Annotated in this window: 19 protein-coding genes; 11 read left to right on the top strand and 8 right to left on the bottom strand. The window is 58.5% G+C overall.

The genetic code is table 11. The annotated features are described in order from the left end of the window. Positions 1 to 46: 46 nt before the first annotated feature. Positions 47 to 625: a histidine phosphatase family protein gene (locus tag LL947_RS14210; protein ID WP_404414852.1), complete on the top strand. Its 579-nt coding sequence runs from the start codon at positions 47 to 49 to the stop codon at positions 623 to 625. A gap of 3 nt (positions 626 to 628) precedes the next feature. On the opposite strand, the gene LL947_RS14205 is transcribed toward LL947_RS14210, so the two are convergent. Then, the gene (locus tag LL947_RS14205) at positions 629 to 1,213 is read right to left on the bottom strand and encodes a DNA-3-methyladenine glycosylase family protein (protein ID WP_404418052.1); all 585 of its coding nucleotides are present in this window, start codon (positions 1,211 to 1,213) and stop codon (positions 629 to 631) included. Positions 1,214 to 1,391: 178 nt separating this feature from the next. On the opposite strand from LL947_RS14205, the gene gmk reads away from it, so the two are divergent. The 4 genes from gmk to LL947_RS14185 all read left to right on the top strand — a co-directional run bounded on the left by gmk (position 1,392) and on the right by LL947_RS14185 (position 4,972). Beyond that, positions 1,392 to 2,024 carry a guanylate kinase gene (gmk, locus tag LL947_RS14200; RefSeq protein WP_290823182.1) on the top strand — a complete coding sequence of 211 codons (633 nt, stop codon included), beginning with the start codon at positions 1,392 to 1,394 and terminating at the stop codon, positions 2,022 to 2,024. A 111-nt stretch (positions 2,025 to 2,135) separates the two neighbouring features. Next, the gene (gene rpoZ / locus LL947_RS14195) at positions 2,136 to 2,393 is read left to right on the top strand and encodes a DNA-directed RNA polymerase subunit omega (RefSeq protein ID WP_404414849.1); all 258 of its coding nucleotides are present in this window, start codon (positions 2,136 to 2,138) and stop codon (positions 2,391 to 2,393) included. Positions 2,394 to 2,414: 21 nt separating this feature from the next. Continuing rightward, positions 2,415 to 4,541, top strand: a complete 2,127-nt coding sequence (locus LL947_RS14190; protein ID WP_499833544.1) for a RelA/SpoT family protein — start codon at positions 2,415 to 2,417, stop codon at positions 4,539 to 4,541. A 41-nt stretch (positions 4,542 to 4,582) separates the two neighbouring features. Beyond that, positions 4,583 to 4,972, top strand: a complete 390-nt coding sequence (locus LL947_RS14185) for a RidA family protein (protein WP_290823185.1) — start codon at positions 4,583 to 4,585, stop codon at positions 4,970 to 4,972. A gap of 9 nt (positions 4,973 to 4,981) precedes the next feature. On the opposite strand, the gene LL947_RS14180 is transcribed toward LL947_RS14185, so the two are convergent. After that, positions 4,982 to 5,869: an NAD-dependent epimerase/dehydratase family protein gene (locus LL947_RS14180; RefSeq protein WP_290823186.1), complete on the bottom strand. Its 888-nt coding sequence runs from the start codon at positions 5,867 to 5,869 to the stop codon at positions 4,982 to 4,984. Positions 5,870 to 6,030: 161 nt separating this feature from the next. Here LL947_RS14180 and LL947_RS14175 point away from each other — a divergent pair, with 161 nt between their 5' ends. Both LL947_RS14175 and recG read left to right on the top strand, forming a co-directional pair. Then, on the top strand, positions 6,031 to 6,960 hold the full coding sequence (locus LL947_RS14175; protein WP_290823187.1) for a hydrogen peroxide-inducible genes activator: 930 nt from the start codon (positions 6,031 to 6,033) through the stop codon (positions 6,958 to 6,960). Next, entirely contained in the window at positions 6,957 to 9,035 is a 2,079-nt protein-coding gene (gene recG, locus LL947_RS14170) for an ATP-dependent DNA helicase RecG (RefSeq protein ID WP_499833543.1), read from the top strand. The genes LL947_RS14175 and recG overlap by 4 nt, the downstream gene beginning before the upstream one ends. A gap of 6 nt (positions 9,036 to 9,041) precedes the next feature. Here recG and yccS read toward each other — a convergent pair whose 3' ends face one another. The 4 genes from yccS to LL947_RS14150 all read right to left on the bottom strand — a co-directional run bounded on the left by yccS (position 9,042) and on the right by LL947_RS14150 (position 13,375). Beyond that, a complete protein-coding gene (gene yccS, locus LL947_RS14165; RefSeq protein ID WP_404414838.1) occupies positions 9,042 to 11,228 on the bottom strand; it encodes a YccS family putative transporter in 2,187 nt (728 codons plus the stop codon). A gap of 179 nt (positions 11,229 to 11,407) precedes the next feature. Continuing rightward, entirely contained in the window at positions 11,408 to 11,764 is a 357-nt protein-coding gene (locus LL947_RS14160; protein WP_290823190.1) for a hypothetical protein, read from the bottom strand. Continuing rightward, positions 11,764 to 12,036 carry an HU family DNA-binding protein gene (locus LL947_RS14155; protein ID WP_290823191.1) on the bottom strand — a complete coding sequence of 91 codons (273 nt, stop codon included), beginning with the start codon at positions 12,034 to 12,036 and terminating at the stop codon, positions 11,764 to 11,766. Before LL947_RS14155 ends, LL947_RS14160 begins: the two co-directional genes overlap by 1 nt. A 118-nt stretch (positions 12,037 to 12,154) precedes the next feature. Next, entirely contained in the window at positions 12,155 to 13,375 is a 1,221-nt protein-coding gene (locus tag LL947_RS14150; RefSeq protein ID WP_290823192.1) for an NAD(P)/FAD-dependent oxidoreductase, read from the bottom strand. 226 nt (positions 13,376 to 13,601) lie between these two features. Here LL947_RS14150 and LL947_RS14145 point away from each other — a divergent pair, with 226 nt between their 5' ends. From LL947_RS14145 to phoR, 4 genes are all read left to right on the top strand, one after another. Next, positions 13,602 to 14,105 (top strand): chorismate--pyruvate lyase family protein, encoded by a 504-nt coding sequence (locus LL947_RS14145; RefSeq protein ID WP_290823204.1) that lies wholly within the window; start codon positions 13,602 to 13,604, stop codon positions 14,103 to 14,105. 78 nt (positions 14,106 to 14,183) lie between these two features. Then, positions 14,184 to 15,074 (top strand): 4-hydroxybenzoate octaprenyltransferase, encoded by an 891-nt coding sequence (ubiA, locus tag LL947_RS14140; RefSeq protein WP_290823193.1) that lies wholly within the window; start codon positions 14,184 to 14,186, stop codon positions 15,072 to 15,074. Between the two features lie 93 nt (positions 15,075 to 15,167). Further along, on the top strand, positions 15,168 to 15,854 hold the full coding sequence (gene phoB, locus LL947_RS14135) for a phosphate regulon transcriptional regulator PhoB (protein ID WP_499833542.1): 687 nt from the start codon (positions 15,168 to 15,170) through the stop codon (positions 15,852 to 15,854). A gap of 2 nt (positions 15,855 to 15,856) precedes the next feature. Continuing rightward, positions 15,857 to 17,197 (top strand): phosphate regulon sensor histidine kinase PhoR, encoded by a 1,341-nt coding sequence (phoR, locus tag LL947_RS14130; RefSeq protein ID WP_404414829.1) that lies wholly within the window; start codon positions 15,857 to 15,859, stop codon positions 17,195 to 17,197. Between the two features lie 52 nt (positions 17,198 to 17,249). Here phoR and cysZ read toward each other — a convergent pair whose 3' ends face one another. After that, on the bottom strand, positions 17,250 to 17,957 hold the full coding sequence (gene cysZ / locus LL947_RS14125; protein WP_499833541.1) for a sulfate transporter CysZ: 708 nt from the start codon (positions 17,955 to 17,957) through the stop codon (positions 17,250 to 17,252). 134 nt (positions 17,958 to 18,091) lie between these two features. Beyond that, a complete protein-coding gene (phoU, locus tag LL947_RS14120; protein ID WP_290823197.1) occupies positions 18,092 to 18,823 on the bottom strand; it encodes a phosphate signaling complex protein PhoU in 732 nt (243 codons plus the stop codon). Between the last annotated feature and the right edge of the window lie 48 nt (positions 18,824 to 18,871).

Raw genomic sequence — 18,871 nt, 5'->3', positions numbered from 1 at the left:
AGGTGGATAGGCGGGAGTTTTCAGCCGCTATGAGAGGGAGTTGACCATGGGTACGTTGCGTGGGTTGCTGGGCTTTTTACTACTATCAATTGCTTTACTGGGTCCTTCAGTCAGCATGGCAAACACCACTGCCTGGCAAGCGGTACAGGAAGGTGGGCAGGTGATTCTGATGCGCCATGCACTGGCCCCCGGTGTGGGCGACCCTGATAATTTCGAGCGCGGCAACTGCAGCACCCAGCGCAATCTGTCAGACCAGGGGCGCGCTCAGGCAGTGGCGATTGGCGATGCCTTTCGAGCACGCAGTATCCCCATTGATGCTGTCTATTCCTCGCACTGGTGTCGTGTACGGGAGACCGCTGAGTTAATGGCGCTGGGAGAGGTGCAGACAGTGAACTGGCTGGATTCTTTCTTCATTGCCAGTGAACGCCACGCCCGAGAGCAGCGAACCCGGGATGCTCGCCAGCGGATACTGGACTGGCAGGGGCCTGGTAACCTTTTGTTGGTGACGCATCAGGTCAATATTACTGCCCTGGTGGGCGGTGGCGTTGCCTCCGGAGATATGGTGGTAGTGCAGCCGGAAGATGGGGAGCTCACGGTGATCGGGCGGCTGACGGATGTGCGCTAGGGGCTATGCTGGCGCGCCGCGGTAATAGTGCCATAAAAACAGCGCGCCAACGCTGCGCCATGGCGCCCAGTGTTCCACCAGTGCGCGCGCCTGGCCGGAGGTCGGGCGCTCCTCGAGCCCTTTGAGTCGTCCCAGGGCAACCCGCAGGGCCAGATCATCGGCGGGAAATATATCAGTGCGCTTGAGGGAAAACATCAGATAGATTTCAGCGCTCCATCGACCAAATCCGCGTAGTGCCGTGATGGCCTGAATGGCGGCAGCGTCGTCCATGCTTTCCAGCGCCTGGGCGTCAAAATCGCCCGCCAGCGTTGCGGCTGCAAGCCCTTTGACATATTCCACCTTGCGCCATGAAAGCCCGCCATCGCGCAGGCACTGGGCATCCATGGCCATGACGGCTTCAGCGCTCAGTTCAGGCAACTGATGATGAAGGCGCTGCATGATAGCGCTGGCTGCCGCCGTGGACACCTGCTGGCTGACAATGGTGGCAAAAAACGCTGCAAAGCCTTTTTCCCGTTCTCGCGCGGGTGGTGTGCCTACCCAGGAAGCCGCTCTGGCAATATCCGGGTCCGCTTTGGCGAGTGCCTGCATGCCCTGATGGATCACGGTGGGTGTCACGCGGTCTCTCCTTGCCCTGTGCTACAGTCGGGCGCATGGTTGTGCGATAATGTCGCTTTATGGTGCACTACATTCTACTTGATCTGGAGATGTCGCCAGGGCGGATTGCACTGGTTGCCTTCAAGTTCCTTAGCCAACAGGGAAGCGCTTCATGTCCCAAGGTACGCTTTTTGTTGTTTCTGCCCCATCGGGCGCCGGTAAAACCAGTCTGGTACGCGAGCTGATCGAGAGTCTCGATGGCCTTCAGGTATCAGTCTCGCATACCACCCGTGCGCGGCGCGAAGGTGAAGTCAACGGTGTCAATTATCACTTTACCGATGTGCCCGGTTTTGAAGCCATGATTCAACAGGGCGATTTTTTTGAATACGCTCAGGTATTTGATCACTATTACGGTACTTCCCGTCAGGCCGTTCAGGTGCTGCTGGATGCAGGCCAGGACGTGATTCTGGAAATTGACTGGCAGGGGGCACGCCAGGTGCGCGAGCAGGTCAAGGATGCCGTCTCGGTCTTTATCATGCCGCCATCGCTTCACGAACTCGAGCATCGTCTGGCCAGCCGCGGGACGGATGAGCATGCCGTTATAGCCCGGCGTATGCACGATGCCGTCAGTGAAATGTCCCATTACGATGAGTATGACTATCTGGTGGTCAATGATGATTTCACGACGGCGCTGCAAGAGCTCAGGTCGCTGGTGATCAGTCAGCGCCTCACCTTGGCCTCAATGCGCGACCGACATGCCCCATTATTGGCTGCACTCTTGTCACAACAGGCCAGCGTCGAGTAATCTATCGGGTTCTGGATATCTTTTTTAGTCTATCGAGTTGGCCCGCGCGGAGACCCTCCGGTAATTGCGCTGGCTGGCTTTCCGCCGTTATTACAGGAAGGCGCTTTATTTATGGCACGAGTTACCGTTGAAGATTGCCTGGATCATGTTGAAAACCGTTTCAAGCTGGTGATGATTTCCACCCAGCGTGCTCGCCAGCTGGCGCGTGGTTCCCGGGAAGCCCAACTGCCCTGGGAAAACGACAAGCCTACCGTGATGGCGCTACGCGAAATTGCTGCCGGTCTGGTGAATCATAGCGTACTGGATGAGCCTGTCGAGGCGGCACCACGACGTCCGACAGCGGATGCGACTGTTTCCACCGACGATTGATAGCTATGTGAGGCGCGTTGCATGTTTACGATTGATGACCTGGCCGATCGTCTTGGGGGCTACCTGCCCTCGGATGAAATTCAGCAGGTTAAACGCGCCTTTTACTATGCAGAGCAGGCTCATGACGGGCAGCGTCGTCGCTCGGGTGAAGCCTATGTGACGCATCCTCTGGCAGTGGCCAACATTCTGGCTAACATGCACATGGATCACCAGAGCCTTATGGCCGCCATGCTGCATGATGTGATTGAAGATACCGGTGTCGACAAGCCCGCCCTGGAAGAACAGTTCGGTACACCGGTGGCTGAACTGGTTGACGGCGTTTCCAAGCTGACCCAGATCACCTTCGAAGACAAGGCGGTCGCTCAGGCGGAAAATTTCCAGAAAATGGTCCTGGCGATGTCGCAGGATATCCGCGTCATCATTGTCAAACTGGCAGATCGCCTTCACAACATGCGTACCCTGGGAGCGTTGCGTCCGGACAAGAAGCGCCGCATCGCCCGTGAAACCCTGGAAATCTACGCACGCATTGCCGGTCGTCTGGGAATCAACACCATCCGCGTTGAGCTCGAAGACCTTTCCTTTCAAGCCATCTACCCGATGCGCGCCGAACGTATCAAGCGGGCGGTATCCAACGCCCGCGGTCATCGGCGTAGTGCCATGCGTGAAATTCAGGCAGTCCTGCAACAAAGCCTGGACGACGAAGGCCTCAACAGTACCGTTATGGGGCGGCAGAAGCATCTGTTATCGATTTATCGCAAGATGCGAGACCAGCGCAAACCCTTTGCGGAAATCATGGATGTATTCGGCTTCCGGATCGTGACCGAGGACGTGGCTGACTGCTACCGCATCCTGGGCGTGGTGCATAATCTTTTCAAGCCTGTGCCTGGCCGCTTCAAGGATTATATCGCGATTCCCAAGGCCAACGGTTATCAAAGCCTGCATACCACGCTTTTTGGCTCTCGGGGCATGCCGATTGAAGTGCAGATCCGAACCCGAGAAATGGAAGCCATGGCGAATAATGGCATCGCCGCTCACTGGCTTTACAAGGCAGGGCAGACAGCGCATCCGATAGCCGAAGGTAGCCGTGCGCGCGCCCGGGCCTGGGTCAAGGGGCTTTTGGAGATGCAACGTCATGCAGGTGATTCGCTGGAATTTATCGAGCACGTCAAGAACGACCTGTTTCCCGACGATATTTACGTCTTTACCCCCAAAGGCGACATCATGGAGCTGCCTCAGGGCGCTACCGTGATTGATTTCGCCTATTTTGTGCATACCGATATCGGCAATAAATGCATCGCCTGCCGGATTGACCGCAAGCTGGCCCCGCTTTCAACCCGGCTGGAAAGTGGCCAGACGCTTGAAATCATTACAGCGCCGGCAGCACGTCCCAACGCTGCCTGGCTCAGCTTTGTCAGTACGGCCAAGGCACGCTCCGCCATTCGTCATGCCCTCAAACACCAGCAGCAGGCAGAAGCCCTTCAGTTGGGGCGGCGCTTGCTGAATAAATCGCTGGCGGCGTTCGAGCTCAGCCTGGAAGAGCTGGAGGACGGCGTCATCGAGCGTGTTCTGAAGGCACTTGAAGTCGAGAATCTGGACACACTGCTTGAATCCATCGGCCTGGGTGAGCGGGTGGCCCACGCCGTCGCGCTGCGTTGCCTGGATCTGGCGGAAGGCGAGGGCGTTCATGCGCATCAGGTCCATAACGGTGAACCTGTGGTCATCAGCGGAAGTGAGGGCATGGTGACAAGCTTTGCCCGCTGCTGTCACCCCTTGCCCGGGGATGCCATTGTCGGCTATCTGTCCATGGGTAAAGGCCTGGTGGTGCATCGTGCCGAATGCAGAAACATTACCGATAAGCAGGACCCCGACAAACTCTATACGCTGGAGTGGTCTGAGAGTATTGATGATGACTTTCCGGTTGCGCTGCGTCTGGAAATTGAAAGTCGTCGCGGTCTGGTAGCAGAACTGGCCGGTCTGGTCACCGATGCGGGCGCCAATATTGAACGTATCGGCATAGAAGAGCGTGATGAGCGTCTCTCCACGGTGAATCTGACGCTGGCCGTCAAAGGCCGTGTTCATCTGGCCCGCATTATCAAACGTCTACGCAACCTCCCCAATGTGGGCAAAATTACCCGCTTGGGCAAGTAAGCCTTTCTTCCTGATGTTCAACCCCCTAAGGAGTGCTCAAGATGAGCAACAAAGCCGTTATCAATACTGAAAAGGCACCTGCCGCGATTGGCCCCTATTCGCAGGCGGTCAAGGCAGGTAATACCGTCTATATGTCGGGCCAGATTCCGCTGGACCCGGCAACCATGGAAATGGTCTCAGACGACTTTGAAGCCCAGGCCCGTCAGGTATTCAGCAACCTGCAGGCCGTCTGTGAGGAAGCCGCGGGATCACTCCAGGATATCGTCAAGCTGAACCTCTATCTGGTCGACCTGGGTAACTTTGCTATCGTCAACAAGGTAATGGAAGAGTTCTTCACGGCACCTTTTCCAGCGCGGGCAGCGGTGGGTGTCAAGGCGCTGCCCAAGAATGCCCAGGTGGAAGCTGAAGCGGTGATGATTGTCGGCGACTGATCAGGTCGCTCAGGAGGTTGACGGGGAAGCGTCAAGAAACCCGCCTTTTTTCAATACCTGCTGGTAGCCTTCCCGGAAGCTGGGGTAGCGAAAGGCATAGCCACTGCTGATCAGTCGGCTATTATCGCAGCGCTTACTGGCCCGACGACGCAGCGGTGACTGCATGGTTTCTGTCGCGTCTACCTTGAGCTGTTTTGCCAGCCAGGTCATCACGTCATGCAGGGCAGCGGGTTCACAGTCGCTGCCCAGATAGATATCTTCCAGCGCCTGGCCTTGCTGGTCGAGATACATCAGGTGCTTGAGAATTCCTGCGCAATCATCGCGATGAATGCGGTTGGAATACATCACGGGTGTAACGGCCGCGACACGCCCCTCAGCCACCTGACGAATAAGGCGGTCGCGGCCTGGCCCGTAAATGCCGGAAAAACGCACCACGCTCCCGGCCAGCGGATGGTTGATCAACGCCTGCTCGGCCTGGCGCATCAATATGCCTGAAAAGCTCGACGCGTCAGCCGGGCTCTGTTCATTGATGGTTTCGCCTTCCTGCTGGCCATAAACGCTGGTCGAGGATACAAAAAAGACCCGCCTGGGCGGTGTTTCCTGACGTTCAAGCACGCCAAGTACGCGCTTGAGACCCTGTGGATAGGCGCTTTGGTAAGCGCTTTCCTCGAAGTGATCTGCACTGACGGTATAGATAACGTAATCAGCCTGAGGCAGTGCCTGGGCATCGTTGTCATCAAGGTGGTCAAGGTCAAGGGCCATAGGCTGGATACCGCTGCCTTCCAGCGCCTTAACATTGCGGCGTACACCGATAACGCTGTGGCCTTCGTCAATCAGCTCGCGTCCAAGCGCTGTGCCAATATCGCCACAGCCAATGATCAATACACTGAATCCCATCTGGTTTCACTCCTGCGATAAAGTATCCCTATTAGCGTCCGCTTCCCTCCATTAGAATGCTAAGAGGGTTGGCGGGCGTTGGCCGGTCGGCCAGTAATGGACGTTGTCGCGCGGGTGACGACGACACCAGTGACTGCCACGAGAGGATGCCACTGCGCTTTATGACTTTAACAGAACTGCGTTATATCGTAACCCTTGCCCAGGAACGTCATTTTGGACGGGCTGCAGAGCGCTGCCACGTCTCTCAGCCAACGCTTTCGGTGGCGGTCAAGAAGCTTGAAGAAGAGCTCGACGCGGCTCTGTTCGAGCGTTCCAAATCCAATGTTCAGGTCACCCCGCTGGGGGAAAAGATCATTGCTCAGGCGCAGCAGGTACTGGAACAAAGCAGCCAGATCTATACCATGGCCAGCGCCGGTAAAGATCAGCTCGCCAACCCCCTGCGTATTGGTGCCATCTATACCATAGGGCCCTATCTTTTCCCTCACCTGGTGCCGGCCCTGGCCGATGCCGCGCCGCAGATGCCACTGTATATAGAAGAAGGGCTGACCGGCACCCTGCGTGCCAAGCTGCGCAGCGGGGAGCTGGACGTCATCATTGTCGCGCTGCCGTTCAATGAAACCGATGTCGTCACCCGGCCTATCTATGAAGAGCAATTCGAAGTCCTGATGCCCGCCAACCACCCTTGGGTCGAGCGCACGACCATCTACAAGGAAGACCTGCTCAAGGAGCGGTTGTTGCTTCTCGGCGAGGGCCACTGCTTTCGCGACCAGATTCTTGAAGCCTGTCCGGCGATTACCCATAAGTTAAACAGCCCCAATAACACTCTTATCGCCGAAGGGGGATCACTGGAAACCATTCGTCATATGGTGGCGTCGCGGCTAGGCATTACCGTCCTGCCGCAGTCTGCGCTGGGGACTGACAGCTACGGCAATACCCTGCTGATCAGCCGTCCCTTTGCACCTCCGGCGCCTACCCGCTCGGTCGCAATTGCCTGGCGCGCCAGTTTTCCAAGGCCCAAGGCGATTGATGCCTTGATTCAGGCGATTGCCCAGTGCCGTAAACCCCTTTGTGAGACGGGTCAGCCGTCATGAGTGGCCTGGACGCGTCAGTCACGGCACTGAAAGGCGTCGGCGAAGCCCTGGCGTTGAAACTGGCGCGACTGGGTATAGAGAAGATCAGTGACCTGCTGTTCCATCTCCCGCTGCGCTATCAGGATCGTACCCGGCTGACGCCGATCGGCAGCCTGCATGCCGGTCAGGAAGCGGTGATAGAAGGCGAGATCACAGCCAGCGATGTGGTGAAAGGACGGCGTCGCAGTCTGCTCATCCGGCTGAGTGATGGTAGCGGTATTCTGAGTCTGCGGTTCTTTCATTTTGCGCCCGCCCAGCAGCAGCAATTGCGCCCTGGCGTGCGGCTGCGTGCCTTCGGAGAGGCTCGGGCCGGTGCAACGGGGTTGGAGATCTATCATCCTGAATATCGTTTAACCAGTACGGGAGCCGCGCCGGTTGAAGAGTATTTCACGCCTATCTATCCGACGACCGAAGGGCTCAATCAACCGCGTTTGCGGGCGCTGACCCAAGAAGCGCTGGGCCGGCTGGATGCCCACCCTGAGGCCCTGCCGGATGTCATTCCGGCGCCACTTCTGGCGCGCTTCAAGCTGCCCGGCCTGCATGCCAGTTTGCATCTTCTGCACCAACCGCCGCCGGAGATTGATCTGGAGCAGCTGACGCAAGGCCAGCACCCTGCCACCCGGCGGCTGGCGCTGGAGGAATTGCTCGCCCACCAGCTGAGCCTGCGAGAGGTACGCCTGCGTATCCAGTCAGACGGTGCTCCCGTGCTGCCCACTGGGCGCAATCTGCAGATGCGGTTTCTCGCCCAGCTGCCTTTTGCCCTGACGGGCGCTCAGGGGCGGGTGATTGAAGAAATAGGCCTGGATCTGGCCCGCCCGGCCCCCATGCTACGTCTGGTGCAGGGGGATGTGGGTTCCGGCAAGACGGTGGTGGCGGCCATGGCAGCCCTGTCGGCGCTGTCGGGCGGTTGCCAGGCGGCCATGATGGCGCCCACTGAACTGCTTGCAGAGCAGCACTACCAGGCTTTCAAGGGCTGGTTCGAACCGCTGGGCATTGAGGTTGCCTGGCTGGCGGGCAAGCTCAAGGGCAAGGCGCGGCTGGATACCAAGGCAGCGATTGCCGACGGACGTGCGCGGATGGTGGTGGGTACCCATGCCCTGTTTCAGGAAGACGTTACCTTCCAGCGTCTGGGGTTGGCGATTATTGATGAGCAGCACCGCTTTGGTGTCCACCAGCGCCTGGCGCTGCGTGAAAAGGGCGCGGGTGGAGGCCTGACGCCCCATCAGCTGATCATGACCGCCACGCCGATTCCGCGCACTCTGGCGATGAGCGCCTACGCCGACCTGGACGTATCCCTCATTGACGAATTGCCGCCGGGGCGCACACCGGTCAAGACAGTGGTCATTTCCGATGAACGTCGGCCGGACGTGGTCGCGCGTATTCGGTCGGCCTGTCGCGATGGGCGTCAGGCCTACTGGGTGTGTACCCTGATTGAGGAGTCTGAGGCGCTGCAATGCCAGGCAGCTGAAGTCAGCCGTGACGAGCTGACGGAATCTCTCCCGGAGTTGGCGATTGGACTGGTTCATGGCCGTATGAAGGCCGCTGAAAAAGCCGAGGTCATGGCGGCCTTCAAAGCGGGCGAGCTGGATTTGCTGGTAGCCACCACCGTGATTGAAGTGGGGGTGGATGTCCCCAATGCCAGCCTGATGATTATTGAAAACCCTGAACGGCTGGGGCTTTCCCAGCTGCACCAGCTGCGTGGCCGAGTGGGGCGTGGCAGTACCGAGAGTTTCTGTGTGCTGCTCTATCACCCCCCGCTATCCAAAAGCGCCCGCGAACGGTTGGGCGTGATGCGCGATACCAACGACGGCTTTCAGATTGCTGAAAAGGATCTGCAGATTCGTGGTCCGGGCGAAGTGCTGGGTACTCGCCAGACCGGTCTGGCGCAGATGAAGATTGCCGACCTGGAGCGCGATGGTGACCTGCTTGACAGGGTGAGCGCCCTGGCCCGGGAGCTACAGGGCGACCCGCATGTCAGTGCGGTGCTGGTACGCCGCTGGCTGGGCGAAGCCGCCGGGCGCTACGGGCAGGTATGAATCCCTTCAATGACGGCCGGGGGAGGCGCTCGCCGTCAACCGGTTGGCCACATCCACAATAGGAGGCAGCTGGGTGGCAATCAGGCGCAGTTGGCTTTGTACCGGACGATACAGATTGGCTGCTTTGGCTTGCGGGGCTGATGGCTCATCGAGATGTTCAAGCAGTCGCTCTATATCGCTATCTATCGCACCGCATGGCGTACCAGATTCCAGCTGCCCCGCTATATAGTCCATCAGGGCGCTGATGCGTTTGGCGACAGGAATGGATTGGGCGTCATCCTCATCGTCGGTCATACGGTGGCGATGTGCGCCCAGAGCGGACAGGTGACTGAGCAGTATGTTCGACAGCAGCAGAAAACGCAGCCCGCTGTCTGCATCCTGGCGGCGGTAGTGGCCTGGCTCGTGGAGCATGTTGTTCACCTGGCTGGAAAAGGCCGCATCGCTGTTGTGGGCATTGCGCCTAGCCAGTCGGTAGCTGAGGTCATCCTGCTTGCCGGTGGCATACTGCTGAATGATCTCATCCAGATAGTGGCGGTGACTGGTCATCACCCGGGCAGCGGTCCGGTAGAGTTTGCGTCCCTGCCAGTCAGGGAAGATAAAGAAGATCGCCAACGCGGCAATAAAGGCGCCAATCAGGGTATCGAATAACCGCGGCCAGATCAGGTCAAAGCCGTCGCCTACCTGATTGAAGCCGCACAGCACCAAGAGGGTGATCGAAGCCGTGGCCACCATATAGTGTTTTTCTCGGGTGGCAAAAAATGCCACCCCGGCCGCAACGGCCACCAGGCTTTGGACCGCTGCCTGGGGAAACAGGCTGATCAATGCCCAGCCCACGATAAGCCCGAGGACTGTGCCGGTAATGCGCTTGAACAGGAAACGTTTGGTCGTCGCAAAGTTGGGCCGACAGACGAATAGTATGGTCAACAGTATCCAGAAGCCCTGTTCCGGGTCCAGCCACTGAAGCAGTAAAAAGCCCGCGACCAGCGCAACTGATAGCCGTATGGCATGGCGAAAAGTGGGGGAACCCAGGGTGAGGTTGAGGCGTATACGCTGCCAGGCTTCTTTCAGGGTGCCCGGCGAGCGGTCAAACAGGGCAGTGTCCTGGCGTGGCTGGCGGGTGGCCGGGTTGTGGGCGCTGGCAATCTGCTTTTCGAGGGTGGTCAGGTTATCTGCTAGCGCATTCAGCGGCTGCATCAAGGGGCGCCATTCGGGCCTGTCCTGGTGGCGCAGGTTGTCAATCGAGGCACGCAGGTCGGTCAACGCTTCCTCGCTCTGGCGGTGATCAAAGGGGCGGTTGAGCAGCAGTGACCTGGCCAGGCGGCGACAGGCAAGCCCTTGCTGATCCAGCAGCCGCTGGCAGCGAAACAGGACGTCGTGGTGAAAAAAGGTTTCGGTCAGGGCAGTGTAGGGGTAGTGGGTCGAGCTGGCTCGCTCGTGAATATCCTGAGCGATGAAGTAGACCTGCAGATAACGGTTCAGCTTGCGGCTGCCGCGTTGACCTTCCATGCGCCTCAGCAGCATGTCCTTGGCCTGATTCAAGGCTTCCACGACCACGCCATTCTGGCGTGCCAGGGCCATCCGGCGCGCCTCGATATCCACGCCGCGCACCGGCTCAAAGAGTTCAGCTTTCAGCATCAGGTATTTGCCCAAGGCTTTATACAGGCGCGCCATACTGAGCTTGACCGGCTGACGGGAAAACAGCGCGCACCAGATCACTGAAATCAGCCCGTACCAGGCAGCCCCCACCCACAGCAATAGCTGTCGCAGCGTGACATCACCATCCACGCCGCCGTGCTGCTCGATATTGATCATGGAGTAGATCGACAGAATCAGGGTGGCAGAAGCGATGGTGGCGTAGCGCTGGCCAATGGCCCCGAGCATGATCAGGCCAAAGGTAGCACCTGCCAGCCATAACGCCATCAACCATGGCCAGGGAAAGATCCAGCGAATGATCCAGGACACCAGTGCAAAGCAGGCAAGCGTGACGAGCAGTGCCTGCAGCCGACCCTGCCAACTGTCGTCGGTTTCGGCCAGGGCGCTGGCAATGATGCCCAGAAACAGTGGGATAACAAAGCCGATGTCGCCCCATACCGCTATCAGTGCCAAGGCGCCACTGAATGCCACAAATACCCGCAGGCTGTAGGCAAACTTATCCAGTGTCCAAAGACGACGTAGCGACAGGGTAATGGGCATGAGGCGGTAAGCTGGACTCCATGGACAGGGCAATAGCGTCGGGTGATAAGCGGTGATTGCCAACAACCAGAACAACAGTATAGGAGAGATAACAGGCTGATCACCACGCCGTCATCAGTCAGCGGCGTAGTGGGTGAACTCACTGTTACGGGCCAGAGCCTATGATCGATCGAGTAGTGTTACAGATGCTTAAGTAAGGATTGTAATCGGGTCATGTCGCCAGTATCACCAACTACCCTGACCTTGTTGGCCATCATACCCTCGAGAAAGGCCTGCTGTGTCGGCTTTCTTAAAATCTTGAGCGCGGTGTCAGCGTCTGCAAAGCGCAGCTCCAAGTCAAGATCAACCGGCAGGCCGCGGGCGGAGGTGATGCCTTCGGGTGACATCCGATAGTAACGGCAAATGCTGAGATCTTCGGTGGCCACACCCCAATCCAGCCGGCGCATGCGCTCAAGCTTTTCGCGAAAACGCGGCTTGCGACGCAAGGCACGTTTTAGCAACAGGCTCAATAACCACAGCACCAGCTTGAGTTTCATCAGGAAACGGCATCCTTGAGGGCCTTGCCCGGCTTGAAGGCAACATTCTTGCTGGCCGGAATCTCCAGCGGGGCGCCAGTCTGGGGGTTCTTGCCAGTGCGTGCAGCACGCTCGCGCACAGTAAAGGTGCCAAAACCGATCAGCGCAACGTCGTCACCCTTGGCAACGCTGTTGGTGATCTCGTCGAGAACGACGTTCAATACCTGGCCGGCTTTTTCCTTGGACATATCAGCATTCTGGGCAATCGCGGCCGCGAGTTCAGGTTTGCGCATTATCAGTCTCCATAGAAGTGGTCAGAATAGACAGATCAAACGGTAGTGGAATTTGACCTTAAAAAACAGCGCTCAAGTGTCATATTGTGTTTCGCTAAAACCCTGCGTTTGACCTTCACTAGCCTAGCAGTGGAGGTGCCACTCTGGAAAGTGCCACCTTTTGACGTACGCAATTGCCTGTCAACGCAAAGCCGAGCAGTTGATCACTGGCGTCCTTTGCCAGCGCCGTCATGTTGTGACCGTCGGCATCGATTGTCCAGTGGGTTGGCGTGCTCTGGGGCGGGTAGGCAACCACCGGCAGGAGCGGGGTTTTGACCAGTACCGGCCAGGTACCGAAGTGAACCGGAGTCGGCGTGCCGGCCAGTGTGGTGGCCAGCACCTGGGCACTGGCCTGTAGCGGTTGTACATACATGGCGTTCACGCCCTCAACACAGGCTACATCTCCCAGTGCATAAATATCAGGGTGGCTGGTTTGCAGGGTGCGGTTAACGGTAATGCCCCGGGGTGTCACTTCCAGCCCGGCAGCTTCGGCAAGGGAAGTACGTGGCGCCAGGCCAGTGGCCAACAAGACAATATCAGCATCGATACGGGTATTGCCGGTTGTGCTGCCCGAGGAGGCAGGCGCCAGCGTAAGACGAACCTCACCGCCGTCGTGGCAGGTGATATCGTGCAGGTTTTGCTCAAGCGCCAATCTGATCCCCGCTGTGCTGAAGGCCTCTGCCAGGGCGTGCCCAAGGCGTTCTGGCAGCAGACGCGGCAAGGGGGCACGCTCCGGCGCAATCAGGGTGACCTGGTGTCCGCCAGCGTGGAGGTCGTTGGCAAACTCGCAACCGACAAGCCCGGCGCCAATAATCGCCACCCGGGCTGGAGCATCACCCAGGGCCGCGTGGAAGCGACGGTAGTCGTCAAGGTCGTTGATAGTGAAGCAGCGTGATGCACAGGCATCCGGTAGCTGAAATGGCATACGCGGAGCGGCTCCCGTGGCCAGTACCAGGGTACGGTATGCGAGACGCTGCGGTGTTGGCTGGCCGCCTGGAGTGTCATGGTCTGGCTGAAGGGTTAGCTGGTGAGCCTCGGGGTCGATGGCCGTGACCGGGCGGTTGGCCAGTACCCTGGCGTTGAGTTCCTCGGCCAGTGCATCCGCATTGCGTTGGGCAAGCCGGGCAGGCGGCAGGCCCTTGGCAAAACCGGTTGAAAGCAGCGGTTTGCTGTAATCGTCACCGCTATCGCTGCTGATCAGGGTGATCGAACGGGTATCTCCTGCACGGCGTAATGCTCGGGCCAGGCCAATACCTGCCATGCCAGTACCCACAATCACTAAATCGGCGTCAGTTGACATACTGTTCCCTGTTGAAGTGGTGTTATCAGGGCGTTATCGCGCCCATGGCATCAAGTCTCATCATGGTACACTAGCGCTTGCATGGCGGGGTCTATCAAGGCGATTGATCAACTTGGTTAATCGGCACCGCTGATCATTGATCCTAAAGAGTCAGATTTTGAACGCAACGCTTTCAAGACATGCCCTCACACTGCCGCCACCCGAGCCGGAACTGCCTGTTCGCTGGATGCCTGCACCAGCGGCTCGTCCCGGCATGTCGGTTTTCTGGTGGCGCTGGGTGGCGTCGACGGATTCCTTGACGGCACGCCTGATCAATGCAGGCAAGGGGCGGCGTTTTCGCGTCAGGGTGCTGCGCCAGGGGGTAGGTTACCCCAGCGTGGATGAAGCCAGAGCGCTGGCGCTGCCCCTCAGGCGGTATGCCTGGCTGCGCGAAGTAGCCTTGTGTCTGGACGATATACCCTGGGTGGTAGCGCGCTCGGTGGCTCCCCTTGATCAACTGCATGGCCAGCGTCTGGACAGGCTTGGAGATCGCTCGCTGGGCAGCTGGCTGTTTCAGCAGGCCGATCTGCGGCGCGGGCCGATCGAGGTGACTCGCCATGCGCCGCGCTTTGTGGCGGCCAGCGGCCTGTGGGGGCGGCGGTCATGTTTTTCCCACACCGGTATGTCCCTGCTGGTACAGGAGTATTTTCTGACTGCCATGGCAGATGCACTGGAAGGCCCTTCACGCTAGGCTATCAGGTTCAGGTCTTTGGCTGCCCAGGCGTTTGAGTACCCGGGTCAGGCACGCACACTTTTTAATGGAGTCAGCATGGATCGTTCACTTCTGCGTCCCGGTGGGCTTGCCCGCCTGACGGATTTTCTGCAGCTTACCCGGCTTGATCGTCCGATTGGCACCTGGCTGCTGATGTGGCCAACCCTGTGGGCTCTGTGGCTGGCAGCCGGGGGCGTGCCTGAGCGCTCATTGCTGTTGATTTTTGTTGGCGGCGTGTATGCCATGCGTGCTGCAGGCTGCGTGATCAATGATTACGCAGACCGGCATTTTGACGGTCATGTCAAGCGCACCAAAACCCGCCCATTGGCGAACGGGCGCATCAGTGAGCGCGAAGCTCAGCTGCTGTTTGTAGGGTTGGTAGCGGTGGCCTTTGTGCTGGTGCTGTTCACCAACCTGTTTACGATTCTGTTATCAATTGGTGGGGTCGTGCTGGCGTCTGTCTATCCTTTCATGAAGCGTTATACCCATTTCCCGCAGGTGGTGCTGGGGGCGGCGTTTTCCTGGGCGATCCCCATGGCCTGTGGCGCAGTGCTGGGTTATGTCCCCCTGGAAGGCTGGCTGCTGTTTTGCGCTAACCTGCTGTGGACGGTGGCCTACGACACCGAATACGCCATGGTAGATCGTGATGATGACCTGAAAATCGGCATCAAGTCGACGGCGGTGCTGTTTGGCCAGGCTGACCGCTTGATCATTGGCCTGCTGCAACTGGCAACACTGGGCCTTCTGGCAACGGTTGGCTGGCGGCTGGGGCTGGGTGGGTTTTTCTGGCTGGGGCTGATTGCCATGGCGGCGACCTTTGCGCACCAGCAGGTTTTGATCCGTCAGCGCGAGCGTGAACGCTGCTTTCAGGCCTTTCTCAATAACCACTGGTCGGGGCTATTGGTATTTGCTGGCATTGTGCTCAGTTTATGGCCCACGGGGGCTTAAACCCGCGTTAATCGGCCTTTTGTCATCTTAATGTCATCAACTCATGGTGAGATCGTCATGGAAATGTCTTGTTTAACACCTTGAGGCTTTGGAATGACCGCCAAGACCGTTTTGATTGTCGATGATGAAGCGTCTATCCGTGAAATGATTGCGGTAGCGCTGGAAATGGCTGACTATCGTGTGCTTGAAGCGGACAACGCCCAGGATGCCCACGCCATGGTGGTCGATCATCAGCCTGATCTGCTCTTGCTTGACTGGATGATGCCAGGCACCAGCGGAATCGAGCTGGCGCGGCGGCTCAAACGTGAGGAATCCACCGCTGAAATGCCGATCATCATGCTGACGGCCAAAGGCGAGGAAGACAACAAGATCCAGGGTCTGGAAGCCGGTGCTGACGATTACATCACCAAGCCTTTCTCACCGCGCGAGCTGGTCGCCCGGCTAAAGGCGGTCTTGCGGCGTACCACACCGCGTGGTGTGGAAGATCCGATCGAAATCGAAGGCTTGCTGCTTGACCCGGTCAGCCACCGCGTCAGTGCTTATGGCAAAGCCGTGGATATGGGCCCTACCGAGTATCGTCTGCTACAGTTCTTCATGACCCATCAGGAGCGTGCCTACACCCGTAGCCAGCTACTGGATCAGGTCTGGGGGGGCAATGTGTACGTGGAAGAACGCACCGTGGATGTACACATTCGCCGCTTGCGCAAGGCGTTAATTGATCACCATCACCTGATTCAGACGGTGCGTGGAACCGGCTATCGTTTCTCTGCACGGGGGTAAGGGTGCGTCTGTGGAGCCGTGAAATATGGCGTTTAATCTGGTTGAGTGCCCTGGGCTTTGTGCTGGGGGCGATTGTCGGCAGCGCAGGCTTTGGGCTGGCGCTTGGCCTGGCCGCCTGCCTTGGCTACCACCTTTATCAGTTGCGTGCCCTGTATCGATGGCTGACCCTGCATCCCCATGACGAGCCGCCCGCTGCCGCCGGCCTTTGGGGCGAGCTGTTTGATCGGCTGTATCGCTATCAGAAAGGTCAGCGGATTACCCAGAATCGCCTGCGCGCTACCCTGGGGCGCATCCAGGAATCCTCCGAAGCCATGCGCGACAGCGTGGTGATGCTCGATAGTCACGGTGACCTTGAGTGGTGGAACAGCGCCGCCGCCAAAATGCTGGGTCTGAAGACTGCTCAGGACCGTGGCCAGCATATTACCAACCTGCTGCGTGATCCGCGTTTTGTGGGCTACTTTAACGCCCGTGACTATGGCGAACCGCTGACCCTGGCATCGCCCATCGACGAGCGGCGCATCCTGCAATACCAGATTACCCTCTACGGTGACGATGAACGTCTGGTGATGGCCCGCGATATTACCCGCTTGCATCGCCTTGAGCAGATGCGTCGCGATTTTGTTGCCAACGTCTCCCACGAGTTGCGCACGCCGCTCACCGTCCTGGCCGGGTACCTGGAGACTTACTCCGACCTGGCCGAGCAGTTGCCGCCACGCCTGGGCCGCAGTATTGGTCAGATGCAGGCCCAGACCACCCGGATGCAGAACCTGGTCGATGACCTTTTACTGCTGTCGCGCCTGGAAATTGATCAGGGCGGCGACGATCACGCGCCGATTGACGTGCATGCCCTGCTGCATAAAGTTGCTGACGATGCGCGGGCGCTGGCCAAAGAGCAACATGATATCCAGTTGGTCATTGGCAGTAATGCGCAGTTGATGGGCAGCGAGCAGGAGCTGCGTAGCGCGATTTCCAACCTGGCCTTCAACGCCGTGCGCTATACCCCACAAGGCAGCCAGATCACTCTGCACTGGGTCTGTGATGCTCAGGGCGCCTATATAACGGTTGAAGACGATGGCGACGGCATTGACCCAGTACACATTCCGCGTTTGACCGAGCGCTTCTATCGCGTTGATAAAGGCCGCAGCACCGCGACGGGAGGAACGGGGCTGGGTCTTGCGATCGTCAAGCACGTGCTGCTGCGCCACGATGCCCAGCTGGAGATTGATTCACACCCGGGGGAAGGGGCACGTTTCTGCTGTCACTTCCCCGTAACGAGGCGGGTGAGTCGTGAATCTCCCTCATCCCCGTCATGCCCGCGCGCCGTTAGTGGGCATCCATTTTGACCCGGGATGTCGGGCTGCAGTGGTGGTGAGTCGTGCATAGTGGGGTTCGTCATTAGCGGTAGTGGCCATCCCACATCAACACCGCTCCGGCAACGGCGCCGGGTAACAGGAAAAGGTTGGCCAGCGGTATCAGGGTCAACAGCATCACCAGCCCCCCGTAACTCAGGCTGTGCCACCAGCGGGCCGAGAGCCGCGAGCGCATATCGGCAAAACTCACCCTGTTGTTGTCCATCGGGTAATCCAGATAGGTTATCGCCAGTACCCAGGCTGAAAACAGCGCCCATAAAAACGGGGCCAGCAGATTGAGCACCGGTATCCAGCTGATGACGAACAACACCAGCATGCGCGGCAGAATATACCCCAGCTTGACCACCTCGCGTTTAAGCGTATCGACGGCCGTGCGGATCAGGCCACGGTCGTCAATAGGCGCCTTGCCGGTGGCTCGAGCTTCAACCTTGGCGGCCAGAAAACCGTAAAAAGGCGCGGCAATCAGATGGGTGACCAGGGTAAAGGAAAAGAACACCACTGCGACCAGGCTGATCAGGAACAGCGGCCAGATCAGCCAGGAAAGCCATTCCAGCCAGCCCGGCACCAGGCTCATCCAGTAGCTCAGCCAACCGTCAAAGCGTTGCCATACAAAACGGATCAGACCGGCGTAGACAATGAAGTTGACCACTATCGGGAAGAAGATATAACGCCGCAGGCCGGGTTGATAGACCCAGCGTGTTCCTCGGGTGATGGCGGTGAACGCATTGATCATTCGAGGTTTCCTTGTCCAGGGGAGCGACGAAACGGGCCGCATGCTGGATGCGGCCCGTTCGGTTATTTGCCGGCTCGTATGTTGTCTACCCATACGTACCCAGCGGTGATGGCCAGCAAACGCTGGCCTGAAGCTCAGGATTTGTCGCGGTCGAGCACGGTCGCTTCCAGCGTGTCCGGGTCGCTGTGACGGATATCCAGGCCCTTGACCAGATACACAACGTGTTCTGCCAGGTTATCGGCGTGGTCGCCAACCCGTTCCAGGGCGCGCAGAATCCACATGACACTCAGCACCGATGAAATCGAGCGGGCATCTTCGGCCATAAAGGTAATCAGCGAGCGCATGGCGCTGCCATACTCATCGTCGACCAGCTCGTCCTCGCGGACCACCTCGATGGCCAGCTCAAGGTCAAAGCGGGCAAAGGACGTTAGTGCATCACGCAGCATCTTGCGCACGTGCTCACTGATATGACGCACCTCGACCAGCCCACGTATGACATTGTTACTTTCAGTCAGCGAGATGGCATTGCGGGCAATCTTGCTGGCCTCATCGCCGATACGCTCCAGATCAGAGGAAGCACGAATCACGGCAAGCACCAGACGAAGGTCCGAGGCCGCGGGCTGGCGACGCGCCAATATGCGGGTACATTCCTCATCAATCTGCAGGTGCAGATCATTCACTTCCCGGTCATTATCGCGCACCTTGGTGGCCAGTTTGCTGTCATTTTCCAGCAAGGCTGTTATCGCATCCTGCACCTGTTTTTCCACCAGGCCACCCATGGCCATCAAGTGGGTTTTCAGCTCCTCCAGTTCCTGGTTGAACTGACGTGAGATATGCTGGCTGTGGCTTTCGCTGTTGATTTCCATAGTGCGCTCCTGATGGCGGTTGCGGGGTGATGAAATTAATTATAAGCA

It is taken from the genome of Halomonas sp. BLK-85, assembly GCF_044792155.1.
Taxonomy (GTDB): Bacteria; Pseudomonadota; Gammaproteobacteria; order Pseudomonadales; family Halomonadaceae; genus Vreelandella.
The sequence above is the reverse complement of the archived record's forward strand: the minus strand, read 5'-3'. Positions and strand labels throughout refer to the sequence as shown.